Below are 17,952 nucleotides of genomic sequence, written 5' to 3' on the forward strand. Positions count from 1 at the left end.
CTCAGAAAAAACAGAAGAGAAAAAATGGACGCTCTGGCGGAAATTCACCCAGAACGGCGTTACCAAATTCAACTGGCACTTCAATGCCCGTGAAAGGCTCACCCAGCTGCTGGACCGCGCCAAGGCAATGCACCGCGACGACTATACCAAACTCCTCTCCTTCTATAATTACGACCTGGACCAGACATCCCAGGACCGTGATCTGGACTCCATCATCTACAAAGCCAATGCCGGAATCCTGATCCATGACCTGCGTAACGCATGGATCGATAACCTGTACATGATCATGGGACAGGCATTGTACTACAAGAAGGATTTCGATACCGCCTATTTCACTTTCCAGTATGTGAACTATGCATTCGCTCCCAAGGAAAAAGACGGATATGATATTCCCATCGGCAGTAATGCCACCGAAGGAGGCAATGCCTTTTCCATAGCCACCAAAGAAGATAACCGGCTGCCCAAACGCGTTTGGAGCTCACCGCCCAGCCGCAATGAATCCTTTCTCTGGCAGATCCGGACCTATATCGCCAAACAGGAATACCCCGAAGCCTCAGGCCTTATTGAACAATTGAGAACAGATCCCAATTTCCCCGAACGCCTCCGCCCGGCTTACGAGGAAGTGAGAGCATTATATTTCTATGCCCAGGAAATGCACGACAGTGCTGCCGTTCACCTGGAACAGGCGCTGGACAATGCAGCCAACAAAGAAGAACGCGCAAGATGGGAATACCTTATTGCACAGCTTTATGAGAAAGCAGGCAGCCCGGCCAGTGCTTCCGAATTCTATGGCCGCGCCGTAAGCCACACCATCAATCCTGTACTGGAAGTTCATGGCCGCCTCAACAGCATCCGTATGAACAAAGGAGATGAAAAAGTGGTGAACGAAAATATCGAAGCACTATTGAAAATGGGCCGCCGCGAGAAGTACATGAACTACCGCGACCTCATCTATTACACCGCCGCGCAGATTGAACTGGAGCGGGGTAATATCGAGGCAGCCAAGCAACTGCTGCTCATTGCCACCAGGTACAAATCCCCCGAAAGCAATAACGATCAGATCTCCCGTGCATGGATCCAGCTGGGAGACATTGCTTACGGAGAGAAAAAATATGCCGAGTCAAAAAGCTACTACGACAGTACAACCCTGAACACGCATCCGGTGCTCACCACCGAAGCTTTTGCTGCCAGGAAAACGGCACTGGGCAACCTCGTGGAACAGGAGAACGTGATCTTCAGACAGGACAGCCTGCAGAAACTGGCCTCCCTGCCCGAAGCGGAACGTGATGCCATCATCAGAAAGATGGCACGCAAACTGCGCAAATCGCAGGGGCTGAAAGAAGAGGACGAAGCATTCGTGAATCCCGCCGTTGCCAATAACAGCAATCCCAATACGCCGCCACCCGACCTGTTCAGCAGCAGCGCTGAAGCAAAAGGTGAATGGTATTTCCAGAACCAGGGACTGAGAAGTAAAGGATTCTCGTCATTCAAAAGCAAATGGGGCAACCGTAAGAACGTAGATAACTGGAGAAGGGCCTCCGCCATCGTGCAAAGCACCAATAATGCGCCGGTGCCGGGAGACAGTCGCTCCGCCACCCTCAATCCCAATACCGGGGAAACAGGCGAAGCCAACCCAGAAGGAAGCGCGCTAACCTATGAGGGCCTCCTCAGGAATATACCCCTGACCGAATTACAAATGAAGCAATCCAACGACTCCATTGAAGCAGCACAGCTGAAGCTTGGTATCGTATTGACGGAAGGCATTGAGGATTACCTTTCTGCCATCACCGTTCTGGAGAACTGGCTGGAACGTTTCAACTACAGCGACAAACGTGCTGAAGGCCTCTACCATCTCTACTATTGTTATTACAAACTGGGCATGCAGCAGAAAGCCAATTCAGTTGCCCAGGAACTGAAACAGAAATATCCCGGCACTGAATTCGAGAAAACGGTGAGCCATCCCAATGGCACTCCTGAAGAAATTGCGGAGAAAGCTGCCGTTACCCGCAAATACGAATCTATTTACAACCTCTTCATCGAGGGTAATTTTGCCGAAGCGCTGGCACAGAAGAAAGCGGCCGACAGCATCCATGGCACCAATTACTGGACGCCTCAGTTGCTCTACATCCAGAGCGTTTACCATATCCACGAACGCCAGGATGATACAGCCAAAAACGTACTGGGTCAGATCATCAGTCTCTACCCTGCTTCACCATTGGCGGCAAGGGCTCAAACCCTGATCGATGTACTGGGAAGAAGAAAGGAAATTGAAGAATACCTCACCAACCTGAAAATTGAAAGACCAAAGGAAGACAGTTTAGCCCTTCCATCGGATGAAGTGGTGGTAACCGTTAAAAAACCTGAACCCCCGAAGGTGGAAGAAGAGGAGCAGAAAGTGGACCCCGACAAGGATTATGCATCTACCAGGGTTCCCGGCAGAAAGGATGCAGGAAAAGGGAAGGACACTATTTCCATCAAAGCACCGGGTGTTGCCCCCAGCACCAATGTACCAGGCTTTATACCAAAGGAGAAGCCATATGTGAATCCGCTGGATACACTCCGTGTGAATTATGATGCGGAAACAGCCAAAGGCAAGAAAGCTTATGTGCTGGATATCCATGCCCCCTACTCCGTGGTGATTGTGATGAACCGGGTTGACCATGTATATGTGACAGAGACCCGCAATGCCTTCAACCGTTACAACAAAACGAAATTCTACAATAAGCCGATCAATATCAGCAATGAAGTGCTGAGTGACTCAGTGAAACTGGTGGTGATGAGCAGCTTCACCAATGCAGCGGAAGCCCTGGATTATATGGACAAGGCCCGTAAGGCCGCGCCGAATGAGATCCCCTGGTTACCCGCCGCAAAGTACAGCTTCATGATCATTACGGCGCCCAATATGGAATTGCTGAAAGAGACCAAAGATGTTGAAGCCTATAAAAAATGGCTGACAGAATCCTTCCCCGGACGTTTTTAAAAGGTTCCGCAAAGCTGTCAGTAAATCCTTGATTTACTGACAGGTTTGTACCATTAACAATAATTTATTCATTTTCGCGGATCGCCTTTGCACCTGAAACCGTTTGATATATCTTTCGGGTGCAATTTTTGCAATAGAGTGGGTGCCTTATCATCACCTGTAAAATGTTAATTTTCATTATATGACGCGACCTGTACGGATCTTCTGGCGCATTTGTTTATACGGGCTGCTGGCCGTTGTGCTGCTGCTCGTGCTGATCAACCTGGGCGTTTTCGGTAAAATGCCTTCCCTGGCCCAGTTGGAAAACCCTTCCATCACCCTGGCCTCCGAAGTGTTTGCGGATGACGGTACTCCCATGGGAAAATATTACAAGGAACGCGGCAACCGCAGCTACGTGAAATATGGCGACATCTCCAGGAACGTGATCGAAGCCCTGGTAGCTACCGAGGATGAACGCTTCTATGATCACTCCGGGATCGACGGCATCGCACTTGCGCGTGCCGTACTGAAACTGGGCCGCGATGGAGGTGGCAGCACCATTACACAACAGTTGGCGCTGAATATGTTCGACAGCCGGTCAGGTAACTATTTCAAGCGCGTGATCCAGAAGATCAAGGAGAATATCATTGCTATCAAGCTGGAGCGCAACTTCACCAAACAGGAGATCCTTGCGCTCTATCTGAACACAGTAAGCTTTTCAGATAACGTATATGGCATCCGGAATGCATCCCGCACCTTTTTCTCCAAAGAGCCCGACCGCCTTACTGTTTCAGAGGCAGCTGTGCTCATTGGCATGCAGAAAGCCACCGCTACTTATAATCCCCGCACCAATTACAAAGCGTCTTTCGACAGAAGAAATACCGTAATTGATCAGATGGTGCGCAACAATTATGTGAGCGATGCAGTTGCCAAAGACCTGAAGAAAGAACCCATCAAGCTGAACTATAAAAAAATGGACGAGAGCAATGGTATTGCTCCCTATTTCCTGGATGTACTGCGCAGCGATCTGCGGACATGGGCTAAAGAAAACAAGAACTCCAATGGCGATCCTTATGACATTTATGAAGATGGTCTCCGTATCTATACCACTATCAATCCCAGAATGCAGCTCTATGCAGAAGAAGCAGTGGCAAAACACCTGCCCGTATTGCAACGCGTATTGAGCTCCCAACGTAGCATTAAAACAGATGCCGTTTGGAAAGGCAGGGAGAAAGTTCTGGAAACAGCCATGAAGAACAGCGACCGCTGGCGTAACAGCAAAGATGCTGAGATGAGCGATGCGGATATCAAAAAGTCGTTCAATGTAAAAGTGCCGATGAAGGTATTTGCGTGGAACCCTAAACGTGAGAAGGATACAGTGATGACGCCAATGGACTCCATCAAGTACCACCATGAAATGATGCAGACAGCTTTCATGGTCACTGACCCGCAGAACGGCCAGGTGAAAGCCTGGGTGGGTGGTATCGATTTCAAAAATTACAAATATGACCACGCCAATCTCAAAACCAAGCGTCAGGTAGGTTCTTCCATCAAGCCCTACCTCTACGCACTGGCAGTGGAAGAATATGGTTTCACTCCTGAAACACAGTGTGAGGCTACACAGCAATACTTCCCCGGTTTTGGTTATGTTCCGGCCAAGAACCGTGGCAAAACAGGCACACGTACCATGGCCAGCGGTCTTACCTGGTCTGTGAACGAAGTGGCTGCCTATATCATCAAACAAACCACTCCGCAACGTTTTGCAGAGTTCCTGAAGCAGATCAATATTCCCACCAGGGTGGATCCATATCCATCTATTGCGCTGGGCTCCTGTGATCTTTCACTCTTCGAAATGATGTGGGGATATTCCATATTCCCTACCGGTGGTTTCTCTACCAAACCGGTGTATATCACCCGTATTGAAGACAAGAATGGGAATGTGCTGGCCCGCTTCGACACAGAGCGTAAAGAAGTGATCAGCCAGTCAACTGCCTATACCATGACCCGCATGATGCAGGGCGTGGTGGATGTGGGTACCGCGGCCGGCCTGCGTGGCAGATTAGGCGTGGCCGAAATGGGCGGCAAGACCGGTACCACCAACGACAACTCCGACGCCTGGTTCATGGGCTTCACTCCGCAACTGCTGGGTGGTGTATGGATCGGTTGTGACGACCGTTTCATCAAGCTGGAAAGCGGTCTCGGTGAAGGTGGACAGGCTGCCCGTCCTATCTGGGAGTACTTCTTCCAGAAGGCATTTGCTGACAAGACCCTGGGGCTTGACAAATCCGCAAAGTTTGTGCAGCCTGAGAATATGAAATCTGAAAGCAATTATGATTACTACAATATCATCGACAGAACACCGCCTCCCGGCGCTGAAGGTGAGAATGTAGGCAATGGCGGCGCCGATGATTTCCTTGGCACTCCGGATACGCAGAACATTCCTACAGAATCAAGGCAGGCCATGGAAGAACAAAAGGTGCTGCAGGAAGCCACCAATTCAAAGAACCAGGTGCCTACAGCAAAAAAGGATTCAGCCAAAGCGGTAATGCCGGAGGATAAGAAGAAGCCAGGGTTGTTCAAGAGGATATTTGGGAAGAAGGAAGGGAATTAACATTCATAAAAGAACACTTATAAAACGAATAAAACCTGTACAGATCTGTACAGGTTTTATTCGTTTTATAAATACGCTAACTAGCAATCACTTGTTCATTTAATTTTCCTGCTTGAACAGCCTTAATAAGGTGTTCAACAGTAAATTCCTTTTTTCTATGAGGATAATTCCCCTGAATCTTTTTTGGTAAGAGTTTAAAAATTACTCCCATAAAATCACTGCTTGCTTCTGCATCAAAATAATCATCGAGCACGAATCCGGAAACGTCAACACTGAATTCTTTACTGAATGCATTAAAGAATTCAACAGCATCATTACCATAAATACCTAAATCATTTTGCAATGAAGCTGTTTTGATTACTTCCCAAGCCTCTACATGTGCTTTTTCAATTATGAAACTTTTTATTCTATCGAATATATTGTTGATCATTTCTTCTATTGCAATTATTATTTAGTATCCTCGGGAATAGTTTTATTATGAACAAGAACTGCACTACCTGAGACAAAATAATTATGATTACGATCTACTTCAATATTAAAGACCTCCACTTGATTTTCAATTCTTTTCAAGGCATTAACAATTACAACTTTACCATAGATATCCTTAAGTCTATATCCTGATTTCAAATTTGCAGCTTTGACCCAACCCTTGTTTTCAACAAAAAAGGGATGTTCAGCAGTAACGAATATTTCTTCACTACCGACCGATATCGCATAAATACCAATAGTAACTCTATTAAATCGTCGAACTACATTACTTAATTCAACCTGCTGTGAAATATCATTAAACGAATAAACACTATCTCCTACCCTTATATTTTCTATTGGCAACAAGCCATTCTTTCCAAACACTAATGTACCAGACTTAAAACAAATATGATAAATAAGATTACCAGGCTTTTCAATAGGATGTGCTTCGTTATATGACTCAATCCCTCCCTTTGCGGCCGGATACCATACATTCCACACATCGCTTGCAGCCATTACCAGCCCCAAACCTGGCACTAACCTTCCGCCTAACCTCCCTATTGTACTAGCTCCGATTAGACTATTTACAATTTTGGCAGCAGTTTTCTTTCCTACGACAGTTTTTAAAACTTTTCGGGCTCCCGATTTTAAGGGTGCTGATGATTGTGGATATCTACTACTTAGAGCAACTGATGCTATAGAAGACCCTGCTTCAGAGCCTAAAGCCCCAACTGGCTTGAGCATTTTAAGGGGTTGCCCTAAAATATATAATCCAGTCCCAAAAATAAGTCCACTCGGAGCAAAAGAAGACGACTTCCTTCCAACAACAGTTACTGAAGGTAAAATCTGTGGTTTTGCACTATCCAGTCCCAAGGGGTCAATATAGCTAATAGGATTATTACCTACATAAGCATAAAGGCTTTCATTGTAATGCATGGCTGAATTTTCAGCTGTTATGATGTTTTTATAACCGAACACATTAAATATATCAGCTGCATTTCTCCCAGATTGGATATCTTCCTCTATATACCTTTTCTCTTCCAGGCCACTTTTATATTCTTTATCAATCCCTGCCCAATATTCGTCTTCTTGTAATGGGTCTACAACATGCCATCGTCCAACCTGTACATCATACATTCGAGCCCCATAATCATACCAATCCAAACCACTGCCATCGCTAAATTCATTCTCCTGCTTTTCTTTGCTGTTATATTTGTACTTGTTATCCGGACTTCCAATAGCCTTACTATTTATCCCCGCCATCGTCAACCCAAATGGATAATAATGCGTTTCTTCTAAAATTGGTCCAGGCTTATGAATAACCTGCAAATTATCAAAGAATACATCTAAGTTACTTTCATTACTAACATAAACAAAAAGGTATCCATTTTTAGGCGCAGAGATATTCTGAAGAGCAGCATCCAATACCCAATGATCCGTTACCTGGCCACTGTTCCTCACCCGGCTTGCATTACCACTTACATATTTAAACTGTTCGTCCAGGAAAATATAATTGATATATGCTTTCGGAATAGTAGTTGTTTCATTATTATTCCCACGAATAAAATTATTGACAGGAAAAAGCGGGGCATTTACAGCAGTCAGTGTAGAAGCAGAGAGCCCTTTAGCAGCAGCTGCATTTGCAGGAGCCCCAAGCAAACTGCTCATAATAGATACAAGCTCCAATGCTGTTGAATTAGAATTGTTAACGGTGCCTGTATTCAAGAAATAAGACTTACCAAAAATATCCACTTTATCCCCAGCCATTACTTTGATTGCAAACTCCAGTCCTGTACGATTGGTTGTTGCATTAAGCTTATATAGGTTGTTACTACCATCAGTCTGTGCTGGAGTGCATCCTTCCGGGTAACTCAGATTCGCAGGAGGATTACCATTATTGTTATAATACAACTTCGTATTTGCTACAGATTCAGCAGAAGGGGTATTCCAGGAGGGAATTGCAGACTCCGGAGTAATTCGTGAGGGATCTATTTTATAAAACTGTTTTTCATGATTCACCATAGAGTTGCCGGAAGCACCAAAAGTTCCCTCCAAAGTTGTTGCAGGATAGAAATGAATATTTTGTTCCTCTGTCAATACCATTCGGGTATTTCCCAAATGATCCTTCAGCATGTAATCATATTGCCAGGAATTATCTGTACTACGTAACCTTACTCTCCCTTCTTCATGTATCACAAACTGCATCCTGTCCTCATTACCAAGCGAGCTCAAAGCCGCATTACTATAAGATTTCGCTTCATAAATTACTCCGGGAAGGTACAATGTTGTGGTAGTAATATCCGAAGTATAGTCTGTTCCATTAAGATGAACTGTAGCATTAGCTTCATGGGTTGTTTTCTTAAGCTTGTTACCGGAAGCGTCATATTCATATGAAATGGTTCCTTTGCCGGCAACAGTCACAACAGAAGGCAGGTTGAGAAAATTATAGGCTATATTGTTGATCGCCTTATTCTGATCCCTGAACATATTACCATTATTATCATATTCATAATCTGTAATAGACTCAAACGCAACATGTGACGAACCACCAGTAAGCGATGTTTTAGCGGAAGACTGCGTATGTGTAGTTGCCGTTCTGAAATCTCCCAGCTTAGTCAATGGATCATTCATGAAATCAGTAACACTTTTCAGCTTATTACTATTTAACTGATACGTGTATTTCAGATCATCCACCAACTTACTTGAAGTACCAACTAACCCATATTGCTGCATACGAAGGATATTCCCATTGGGATCATAAGAAAGCCCGGTAACACTAAAATCAATTCCGGCAGATTTATCAAAAACTGCAGAAGCTCCTGTTCCGGAAACAAACTGATTAAAATCCGCTCCAGTCAGGCGATTGGCTGCATCATAAGAAAAATTATATTTCCTCAATTGTTGATCTCCTTCACTTTTCCAGAGCGCGCCGGCAATATTTCCATTGAATACGGGATTGAATGCGCCACTTACAGGATTTTTATCATACCCCAGTTGCATTCCAAAATACTGATTGGAGTTCCCGGAGCTCAAATAATTTTTATTGATAGAAGACAACCATCCCCTGATGTTGTAATCAAATTCCTGAACAGCCAAAGGACTACTCTCCTCTCCAGGCTTCTTTCCTAATAATTTTCTCTTCGTTTTACCAAGTGCATCGTATTCCAGCTTTACAATTGTTGTTGAAGCTGAAACAGCATTGTTATTGACAAGGCTATTCTGAAACTTCTTGGTAGTTTCAAGCACTCTCCCCAGATCATCATAGGTAGTGTTTGAAATGATCACATTGGTTTGTGAATTCGCACCCGCTTTTTGCTGCTGTAATACATTCACAAGCGGCTGCCCAACCCAAGTGTATTGCGTTGTAAGGGCATCATACCCTCCCGTACTGTTCTGAGAGCGGGACTGGATCAACCTCCCCTGCTCATCATAAAAATTTACAGAGGTAATATATTTTGCAGGATTACTGCCAAGTATACGAACCTTATTTCCGGTTACGGCAGCCATTGTGTTTGCAGAAGAAACAAGAGCCTGAGGATATGGATATAGATTTGATGGTGCTTGAAAATGCCCGGACACAACGCTGACATTAAAATTTTTCAGTTCGCTATTGAGCGATGAAGCCCACTGATAATTATCATAATAGGTGAAAGTTAATGGATCCAGCGTGGCTCCGGCAGGTAAAGGATTGCGATTGACAGACATCCCCTCTATGATAACCGGCACTTCATCAGAACTTCCTGCTGAATTGATAATTTCCGCCACTATCTCAGCTTCATCAGCACTTACAAATCCGGGGTCAAAAGTGATACTGTTGGTGGCATAGATCATCTGACTACCGGTAGGCTCAAATAATACAGGATCGGAAGGTATACTACTTCCCCCACTGGTGGTACCACCTGTCTGCACTGATACCATTGACTGCAACTGTTCACGGCTGCCCGCATAGTTGATCATACCTGTTAAAACAGGACGATTTAAAGGGTCGTGTAAAGTGGCAAGCCATTGCTGTGAAAGCCGCTGGTTAGCATCCTGCGTAAACACAAGCCTGTCACGTATATCATATACCATAAACATTTCGCCGGATCCTGGTATTTTTTTAATGATCAATCGTTGTCTCTCATCATATTCATACCGGAAACATTGTTCTGCAAGAATGGTAGCATCCGTTAATAACCAGTTGCTTTTGATCAGCTCCACTCCATTTGGCTGAATCACACAGCGCAGGTTATTAAGACCATCATAAATATAATAGGTGCATAAGAATCCATCATACCCTTTTCCCAGACCATCATCCGAAGTTGCACCAAGCTGGACTTTCCGGAGAATTACCTTACCTTCTTTGTCCTTGAATTCCAGGAGCTGGTTTCCGTCTTCATCTTTGGTTGCATTTTTATACAATGCACCAGCTCCGTAAATACCAGTAACTGCGTAGCTTGCCAGACCACCTGCCTGATCTGTAACAGTCCATATCTTAACATCATCAGCAGCGGTATTTATCCAATGTATCATCTCAACGGCCTTGTTATTCCCAACCCAGCTATTACCTGCGGCAAACGTTTTTTCAACACGGCTCAAAGGCGATGCCTCATACTGTGTTCTTGAGTAATAGTAAGTCTCTCCGGGATATTCTACCGTCGCAAAAGCTGCCTGCTGTTGAAACGGGTTGAGCTTGATATTACCATCTGTAAGGGATGTATTGCCACCGGTTCCGTTAGCAGCAAACGGCAGATATTTATACTCTTCCCTGCCAAAAGCATCATATACCACGGGCATTACCAGATCAACCGGGTTCCCTCCAGTTACCATCGATCCATTTTTCACTACGGTCTGTAAGGAACGCCCCAGTCCATCGAAGTAAACTGTAGTCTGTTTTACATCCTTCAGAGGACGTGTGATCAGCACAGCAGGGTCTATCTCTGGCGCAGTGGCATCCCAGGTACGGATATAGTTGACTTTCGAACCTGGATTATAAGGAGAAGGAGGCGTCACCTGGGCCCACAAGCAGGTTGGCACTAAAAAAAAGAGGAATAATACAGAATAAAGTTTGCACATTTATTACTTAGGATAAAATGTAAATCAATCAACACGTAAAACAGCCGATCAGCTGCAGGTATCCGGAAACGTTGGAACCTACTGCCCCTTGCTCTTCTTCATATTCTCAATATCTTTCTTCATCTCTTCAATCTGCTTCTGCTGCTCTATCGCATACAAAGTCAGTTCCTCGATCTTCTTCAGCAAAATGGCCTGGTTATCGCCAAGGTCAACACCATTGGTTTTTACTTCTTTTTCTGAAGGCACTGCCGGCAAATGTTTATTCTTTTTGATGAAGGCTTCCACTTCTGCCAGTGTTGGCAGGTGATAATCATCGGCAAATACATAATCAGGCCAGCCGGCGGCAGTGACTTTTACTTTTTTCGCATAGATATCACCATTAACAGCCAGTTCGCTCTGCGGATTATCGGTTCCGATACCCACTCTTCCGGAGGCAGTAATACGCATGCGCTCAATACCATTAGTAATGATCGGTAATGCTGCGTTGTTGGTGGTTCCGAATTTATCTGTCCCTGATATGGAAGATCCGGTTAAAGACCATGAAGAACCTGAACTACCTCCCAGGGTAGATGCTTCTCTTTTGAACAGGTTACCATCCGCATCGGAACTGATCACATAAGTTTTGGTATTGTCATTGGTCAGGGATTCAAGCCTCACTGAGCCAATAACATGAAATTTAGCTAAAGGGCCACTTGTTCCTATACCAACATTGCCATTTGTATTCACGCGCATGCGCTCCAGGTTGTTCGTCTGGAAAGTAACAGGTCCTCCGCAGACTACAGCAGATTGGGTAGTGCCTGTTCCCCAGTTCAACTTGGCTCCAGCTGCATTACTCAGTAAAACATAGGCATGAGACACATCACCAACAATAGAATTATTGACGGTTACAGTACCATTCACATCTAATAAAGTGGCCGGGGCTATAGTACCAATACCAAGTCTGCCGGTACTGGTTATACGCGCCACTTCTGCTTCTGTGCCTGCATTACGGGTAAAAAATGTCAATCCGGTATTATTGTTGTCAATCCTGTTAGCACCAATCGCATTGTATGGCCCTGTGCTCCCATTAGTATAAAACCCGAATTTTTCCCCAAATCCGATTCTGAAACCCTCGTATCCATTGACAAACGCACCATAGTTAGTGGAAATCCAAAACTTACCGTTGTTCCCATCCATCTGAAAATAACTGCGTGACGCCGCGTTGCCATAATTTATCTTGAAGATTGCAGAAGCTTCAATGAGCGTTGTGTATGAATGTTGACGAAAGTTCGTTTGATAGGTCCCATCGGATAGCCGAAGCAGGTCTACTCCTGAGGTGGAGTTATTGATATGTAATCCCGCACCCGGGCTGGTGGTTCCAATACCTACATTACCGGTAGAAGGCCAGGGATTAGTATTCTGAGCGTTCGCTGCTGAAGTGGCAAGCAGGGCTGCGGCTAACAAAAACTTACATTTCATTATTTTTGGTTTAGTGGTTTTTTGAAAAAAATAGCATAGCCTCTCAGGCATTAACCCGAAAGCACTAATGACAATTCTGTGATGGGGCTGAAAACTTACCGGAAAATCTGTTTCATCTTTTATCTGACCAACTGATTGGAGGCAGATGAATTGGGCGGCAAAATAGGGAAAAACAGGTCAATGAAAAAAAAGATTACCGGGTTTTAATGGATTCCATGTACCCGACATACATAATCCCTGCTATTTCTACCAAAACGGTATTTCGTAATCTCAAAACCGTCATTGGGCATTCTATCAGAAACGCTCGTCGACAAAAGACAAAATAGTTATCAAAACCCGCACCCAGACTACATTTAAACCCAGTCAACAATTTCAACCTTTCATCCTTTCTTTTCTCCGGACGGTGTAAATTCAGCGCTTTATCACCAACCGATTCGGTAGCTTGTATCAACTAAAAACTGTATACAATGAGAAGATCAATACTTGCTGCCGCAGCTTTGCTGCTGGCCCTCCCCTCATTTTCCCAACTCAATACCCCGCCGGACGGAGGCAATAAAAAAGCACTTGTTGGAGAGCGTATAGGCATCACCGATGTGACCGTTCATTACGACCGTCCGGCTGTAAAAGGACGTGATGGCCAGGTCTGGGGAGGACTGGTTCATAAAGGTTTTGCCGACCTGGGCTTCGGTACCAGCAAATCCGCTCCCTGGCGTGCCGGCGCCAATGAGAATACAACCGTGGAATTTTCCACCGATGTAAAAGTGGAAGGCAAAGATCTCCCGGCAGGAAAATATGGTCTCTTCATCGCCTATGATCCTGCCGAATGCACAGTGATCTTTTCAAAGAACTCTACCAGCTGGGGCAGCTTCTTCTACGATCCTAAGGAAGACGCCCTCCGCGTAACCGTCAAGCCTGTGGCCTCCGATAAAAAAGTGGAATTCCTGCAATACCAGTTCACCAATCAGACGGAAACCGGTGCCACCCTGGAGCTGGATTGGGAAAAGCTGACTATCCCCATCCGTATCGAAACGGATTTCGTAAACCTGCAGCTTGCCTCCTTCAGGAAAGAGCTGAGGGGCGAAAGAAGCTTCAATCCCGGCTGGCAGTCCTTCAACCAGGCAGCCACTTTCTGCCTGATGCATGATGTGAACCTGGAAGAAGCCCTTGGCTGGGTGGATCATTCCATCAATGGCGCTTTTATAGGAGAAAAAAATTTCAGAAACCTCAGCACAAAGGCTTTGATCCTCACCAAACTCAACCGTGCCGATGAAGCAAAAGCTATCATGAAAGATGCGCTTGCACTCGGCTCTCCCGTTGAAGTACACAACTATGCCCGCCAGCTGCTGGCTCAGAAGAAAAACCAGGAAGCATTTGATGTGTTCAAGTTCAACTACGACAAACATCCCAATACTTATACTACCAATATGGGGCTCACCAGGGGCTATTCTGCCATCGGTAATTACAGGAAAGCCATGGAATTCGCTAATAAAGCATTACCGCAGGCGCCCGATAATGCCAACAAAATGAACGTTGAAAGGCTTATTAAAATGCTGGGAGAAGGAAAAGACGTGAATTAATTTTAAATGAAATAAATATCCGTTTCAAAGCGGGATTGGCTTGAATGGAAAGTTTCCATGAACGTCAATCCCGTTTTCTATTTTCAATTGTCCGGATAATCAATAATCAGGATCCTGCAAAAGTCCGCCCGGCGCGGCTTCCCGCAGCTGCCGTTTTTTGCGGACATTTTACGGCCTGTCGCAAAACCTGTGGCGTGCAAAACTTACAACCATTCGTTGCACAGCGCGGAAGCAAATGAATCTCAATACTTCCCTCCGATTCAGGTTCTTGCGTTTGTGTAACGGAAACAAAACCTTATTTTTGAACCTCATTTCGCAAAAACGTAGATAGTTTTTAAGGAACCATGTCTCTTTTTCGAAGATTAATAACAAACTGCTAACAGAATTAAATTCATGGCAAAAAAGGTAACGAAAATCGGAGTTCTAACTTCCGGTGGCGATTCACCTGGGATGAATGCCGCCATTCGCGCTGTAGTGAGAACAGGACTTTATTATGGAATGGAAGTATTCGGAATCATGCGCGGGTACGCCGGCATCATTGAAAATGATATTGTTCCCATGCACTCCCGCAGTGTGGCGAATATCATCCAACGCGGCGGAACAGTTTTGAAAACAGCCCGTTGCAAGGAATTCATGCAGCCCGAAGGCCGTAAAAAAGCCTATGACAACCTCAAAGCCCTGGGCATCGACGGCCTGGTGGTGATCGGCGGAGACGGCTCCTTCCGCGGAGCGGATATCTTCAGCCGCGAGTTCGACATTCCCTGTATCGGCCTCCCCGGTACTATCGATAAAGACATTGCAGGTACCGACTTCACCATTGGTTTCGATACCGCAGTGAACACTGCGGTGGAAGCGATCGATAAGATCCGCGACACTGCCGATGCGCACGACCGCCTCTTCATCATTGAAGTGATGGGCCGCGATGCCGGTTATATCGCCCTCCACTCCGGTATTGCAACCGGTGCTGAGCATATCCTCATCCCCGAACGCAAGACCGATATCGAAGAGCTCATCGTTTCCCTCCAGGAAAAAGAGCGCCGTAAAAAACTGGTGAACATGGTAGTGGTAGCCGAAGGCGAAGAATTCGGCGGGGCCAATGAAGTAGCCAAAGTGGTGAAGGAAAGACTTCCATCTGCAGATACACGCGTATGTATCCTCGGACATATCCAGCGCGGCGGCGCACCAACCTGTCTGGACAGGCTCATCGCAAGCCGCATGGGCTTTGCAGCCGTTGAATGCCTCATCCAGGGTAAACACAATGTGATGGTAGGCATCGTCAATAATAAATTGCAGTACACCCTGCTTGAAAAAGCAGTGAAAAGCAAACAAAGGATCGGCGAAGACTGGATCAAAATGGTGAAGATCCTTGCCAGCTAATCAACCCAGTACCTAAACAGAATACCGAGAAAAATCTAAACTGAACAAATGGCAAGAGACATAAAAAAATACCTGCACGAAGAGATGAACAATGCGGCAGGTAAAGAGCATAGCACGCATCGTACAAAGGTTGTAGCCACTGTTGGACCAGCCTGCGACACTTACGAGAAACTGCTTGACCTGGTGAAAGCCGGTGTGAATATCTTCCGCCTCAACTTCTCTCACGGAGATCATGAAGACAAGGCAAAGATCATCGGTTATATCCGCGAGATCAATAAAAAAGAACCATACAATATTGCCATACTTGGCGACCTGCAGGGCCCAAAGCTCCGCGTAGGTGATATCGAGAATGGCGCACTGCCCATCCTTCCCGGTGATATCCTCACCTTCCAGTCCAAAGAAAAAGTGGTAGGAACGAAGGACAGCATCTATGTTTCTTATCCCAACCTGCACCAGGATGTGGAGATCGGCAACAAGATCCTCATCGACGATGGCAAACTGGAAGTACAGGTGGTTGACATCACCAAAGCCGGCGAAGTGAAAGTAAAAGTGACCTACGGCGGCACCCTTCTCCCCAAGAAAGGCGTGAACCTCCCAGACACCAAGATCTCACTGCCAGCCATGACCGAAAAAGACATTGCCGACCTGGATTTCATCATTGCCCAGGAGCTCGACTGGGTGGCGCTCTCCTTCGTTCGCAAGGCGGAAGACATCGTTGACCTGAAGAAAAGACTGGCAGCCAGGAATTCAAAATCAAAAGTGATCGCCAAGATCGAAATGCCTTCCGCCCTGGTGGACCTCCGCAATATCATCATCGAATCAGATGGTGTGATGGTAGCCCGTGGCGACCTTGGCGTTGAACTTCCTGTGGAGAAAGTTCCGATGGCGCAACGTGATATCATCCGCAAATGTATCCACCGCGCCAAGCCCGTGATCGTTGCCACCCAGATGATGGAAAGCATGATCGATCGCGTGAAGCCCAACCGCAGTGAGATCACGGACGTGGCCAATGCCGTACTGGAAGGCGCTGACGCGGTAATGCTCAGCGGCGAAACAGCTACCGGTAAACACCCTACCCTGGTAGTGGAAACCATGCGCCGCATCATCCTTGAAGTGGAAAAAACAGAATACCGCTATAACCGCGAGGAAGACCTGAAGCCGCAACCGCATTCACCGAGCTTCCTCAGCGATGCCATCTGTTACAATGCCTGTAAACTGGCGCACGACACACAGGCCGACGGCCTCATCGGTATGACGCAGAGCGGATACACCGCTTTCATGCTGAGCAGCTACCGTCCCAAATCACCACTTTATATCTTCACCAAGGAACGCTCCCTGGTTAACCAGCTCAGTCTCAGCTGGGGCGTACGCGCCTTCTTCTATGACGAAGAGGAAAGCCTGGATGATATCATTTTCGACCAGATCAAGATCCTGAAAGAACGTAACTTCGCAAAAGCAGGTGACGTGGTGGTGAACACCGGCTCCGTGCCCGTTGACCAGCATTTGCCCACTAACGTGATCAAGATCACAAAAATCGATTAATCATCATCGTTATAATACAAAAATGGGACTGACCTTATCGATCAGTCCCATTTTTATTTTGCTGTGCCCTTCCGCTCGCGTCCCCGCGAGTGGCTTCTATTCCGCCGCCTCCGGGCTACACGGTGTTCGACGGAGGCGAACAAATATTGCTCACTCGCCATAGTCGGACGAGTGCTCCCCGCTATTTCAATTCTTCAATAATTCTTCTGATCTCTTCCGCATCTGCTTCAAATACATCACCTGTATCGCGGATGGCAGGATTATGGTATTGAACGGAAGAATTGATAAGTTTCTTTGCGGATGTATGAAACTCAACTGCCTGTGTTGCATCACGCAGCGCCCTGACATTGGAAGCACGCACACCTGCGCCCGGCATAATAATGATCCGCGATGCAGCCTGTTCTATCAGTTTCGCCAGCAAGACTGCTCCTTCGGGTGCTGCAGGTGCCTGACCGCTGGTGAGGATACGCTCGCAGCCACAGCTGATCAATTCTTCCAGAGACCTGAATGCATCCGGTGTACTGTCGAACACCCGGTGACAGGTGACTTCCATGGGATAAGCCCATTCCACGATCCTTTTCATGCCATCCACATCGATATTTCCATCCGCCAGTTGTACACCGGTGGAAATTCCTTCACAGCCAATGGATTTACATAAAAGAATATCCTGTTTCATGACCGCCCACTCGTACTTATCGTATAAAAAATCTCCTCCGCGCGGGCGGATGATCGGATACAGCTGAATGGACAATTGATCCCTGGTGATTCTGAGCGTACCGGCAGAAGGCGTAATACCTCCTTCCGGAGCGCTGGCACAAAGCTCAATACGGTTGGCGCCAGCCTGCTCAGCAATGAGCGCCGACTGAATATTGTAAGCACAGATTTCTAATACCGCCATATTGTTT

Annotated in this window: 9 protein-coding genes; 5 read left to right on the plus strand and 4 right to left on the minus strand. The window is 46.2% G+C overall.

The annotated features are described in order from the left end of the window. Positions 1 to 2,980, plus strand: a 2,980-nt coding sequence (locus tag ACTHMC_RS21125; RefSeq protein ID WP_440416160.1) for a type IX secretion system periplasmic lipoprotein PorW/SprE, incomplete at its 5' end; no start/stop codon positions are given. A 181-nt stretch (positions 2,981 to 3,161) separates the two neighbouring features. Continuing rightward, a complete protein-coding gene (locus ACTHMC_RS21130) occupies positions 3,162 to 5,570 on the plus strand; it encodes a transglycosylase domain-containing protein (protein ID WP_440416161.1) in 2,409 nt (802 codons plus the stop codon). A 76-nt stretch (positions 5,571 to 5,646) separates the two neighbouring features. Here the strand turns inward: ACTHMC_RS21130 and ACTHMC_RS21135 are convergent, their stop codons facing one another. The 3 genes from ACTHMC_RS21135 to ACTHMC_RS21145 all read right to left on the minus strand — a co-directional run bounded on the left by ACTHMC_RS21135 (position 5,647) and on the right by ACTHMC_RS21145 (position 12,551). Beyond that, on the minus strand, positions 5,647 to 6,000 hold the full coding sequence (locus ACTHMC_RS21135; RefSeq protein WP_440416163.1) for a DUF1493 family protein: 354 nt from the start codon (positions 5,998 to 6,000) through the stop codon (positions 5,647 to 5,649). A gap of 17 nt (positions 6,001 to 6,017) precedes the next feature. Further along, entirely contained in the window at positions 6,018 to 11,093 is a 5,076-nt protein-coding gene (locus ACTHMC_RS21140; protein WP_440416165.1) for a DUF6443 domain-containing protein, read from the minus strand. Positions 11,094 to 11,171: 78 nt separating this feature from the next. Beyond that, positions 11,172 to 12,551 carry a hypothetical protein gene (locus tag ACTHMC_RS21145; RefSeq protein WP_440416167.1) on the minus strand — a complete coding sequence of 460 codons (1,380 nt, stop codon included), beginning with the start codon at positions 12,549 to 12,551 and terminating at the stop codon, positions 11,172 to 11,174. A 467-nt stretch (positions 12,552 to 13,018) separates the two neighbouring features. Here ACTHMC_RS21145 and ACTHMC_RS21150 point away from each other — a divergent pair, with 467 nt between their 5' ends. The 3 genes from ACTHMC_RS21150 (at position 13,019) to pyk (ending at position 17,047) form a co-directional block, all read left to right on the plus strand. Beyond that, complete coding sequence (locus ACTHMC_RS21150) at positions 13,019 to 14,128, plus strand: DUF2911 domain-containing protein (RefSeq protein ID WP_440416168.1); 1,110 nt, start codon at positions 13,019 to 13,021, stop codon at positions 14,126 to 14,128. A 393-nt stretch (positions 14,129 to 14,521) separates the two neighbouring features. Continuing rightward, the gene (pfkA, locus tag ACTHMC_RS21155) at positions 14,522 to 15,505 is read left to right on the plus strand and encodes a 6-phosphofructokinase (protein WP_440416170.1); all 984 of its coding nucleotides are present in this window, start codon (positions 14,522 to 14,524) and stop codon (positions 15,503 to 15,505) included. A 48-nt stretch (positions 15,506 to 15,553) separates the two neighbouring features. Continuing rightward, entirely contained in the window at positions 15,554 to 17,047 is a 1,494-nt protein-coding gene (pyk, locus tag ACTHMC_RS21160; RefSeq protein ID WP_440416171.1) for a pyruvate kinase, read from the plus strand. 181 nt (positions 17,048 to 17,228) lie between these two features. Here the strand turns inward: pyk and ACTHMC_RS21165 are convergent, their stop codons facing one another. Next, on the minus strand, positions 17,229 to 17,945 hold the full coding sequence (locus tag ACTHMC_RS21165; RefSeq protein WP_440416173.1) for a copper homeostasis protein CutC: 717 nt from the start codon (positions 17,943 to 17,945) through the stop codon (positions 17,229 to 17,231). Positions 17,946 to 17,952 lie beyond the last annotated feature (7 nt).

The sequence above is a fragment of the Pseudobacter sp. genome (genome assembly GCF_051955275.1).
Classification (GTDB): domain Bacteria; phylum Bacteroidota; class Bacteroidia; order Chitinophagales; family Chitinophagaceae; genus Pseudobacter.

Coding starts and splice junctions, on each gene's coding strand:
- ACTHMC_RS21130 (WP_440416161.1), top strand. CDS start 3,162: ATGACGCGACCTGTACGGATCTTCTGGCGCATTTGTTTATACGGGCTG.
- ACTHMC_RS21135 (WP_440416163.1), bottom strand. CDS start 6,000: ATGATCAACAATATATTCGATAGAATAAAAAGTTTCATAATTGAAAAA.
- ACTHMC_RS21140 (WP_440416165.1), bottom strand. CDS start 11,093: ATGTGCAAACTTTATTCTGTATTATTCCTCTTTTTTTTAGTGCCAACC.
- ACTHMC_RS21145 (WP_440416167.1), bottom strand. CDS start 12,551: ATGAAATGTAAGTTTTTGTTAGCCGCAGCCCTGCTTGCCACTTCAGCA.
- ACTHMC_RS21150 (WP_440416168.1), top strand. CDS start 13,019: ATGAGAAGATCAATACTTGCTGCCGCAGCTTTGCTGCTGGCCCTCCCC.
- pfkA (WP_440416170.1), top strand. CDS start 14,522: ATGGCAAAAAAGGTAACGAAAATCGGAGTTCTAACTTCCGGTGGCGAT.
- pyk (WP_440416171.1), top strand. CDS start 15,554: ATGGCAAGAGACATAAAAAAATACCTGCACGAAGAGATGAACAATGCG.
- ACTHMC_RS21165 (WP_440416173.1), bottom strand. CDS start 17,945: ATGGCGGTATTAGAAATCTGTGCTTACAATATTCAGTCGGCGCTCATT.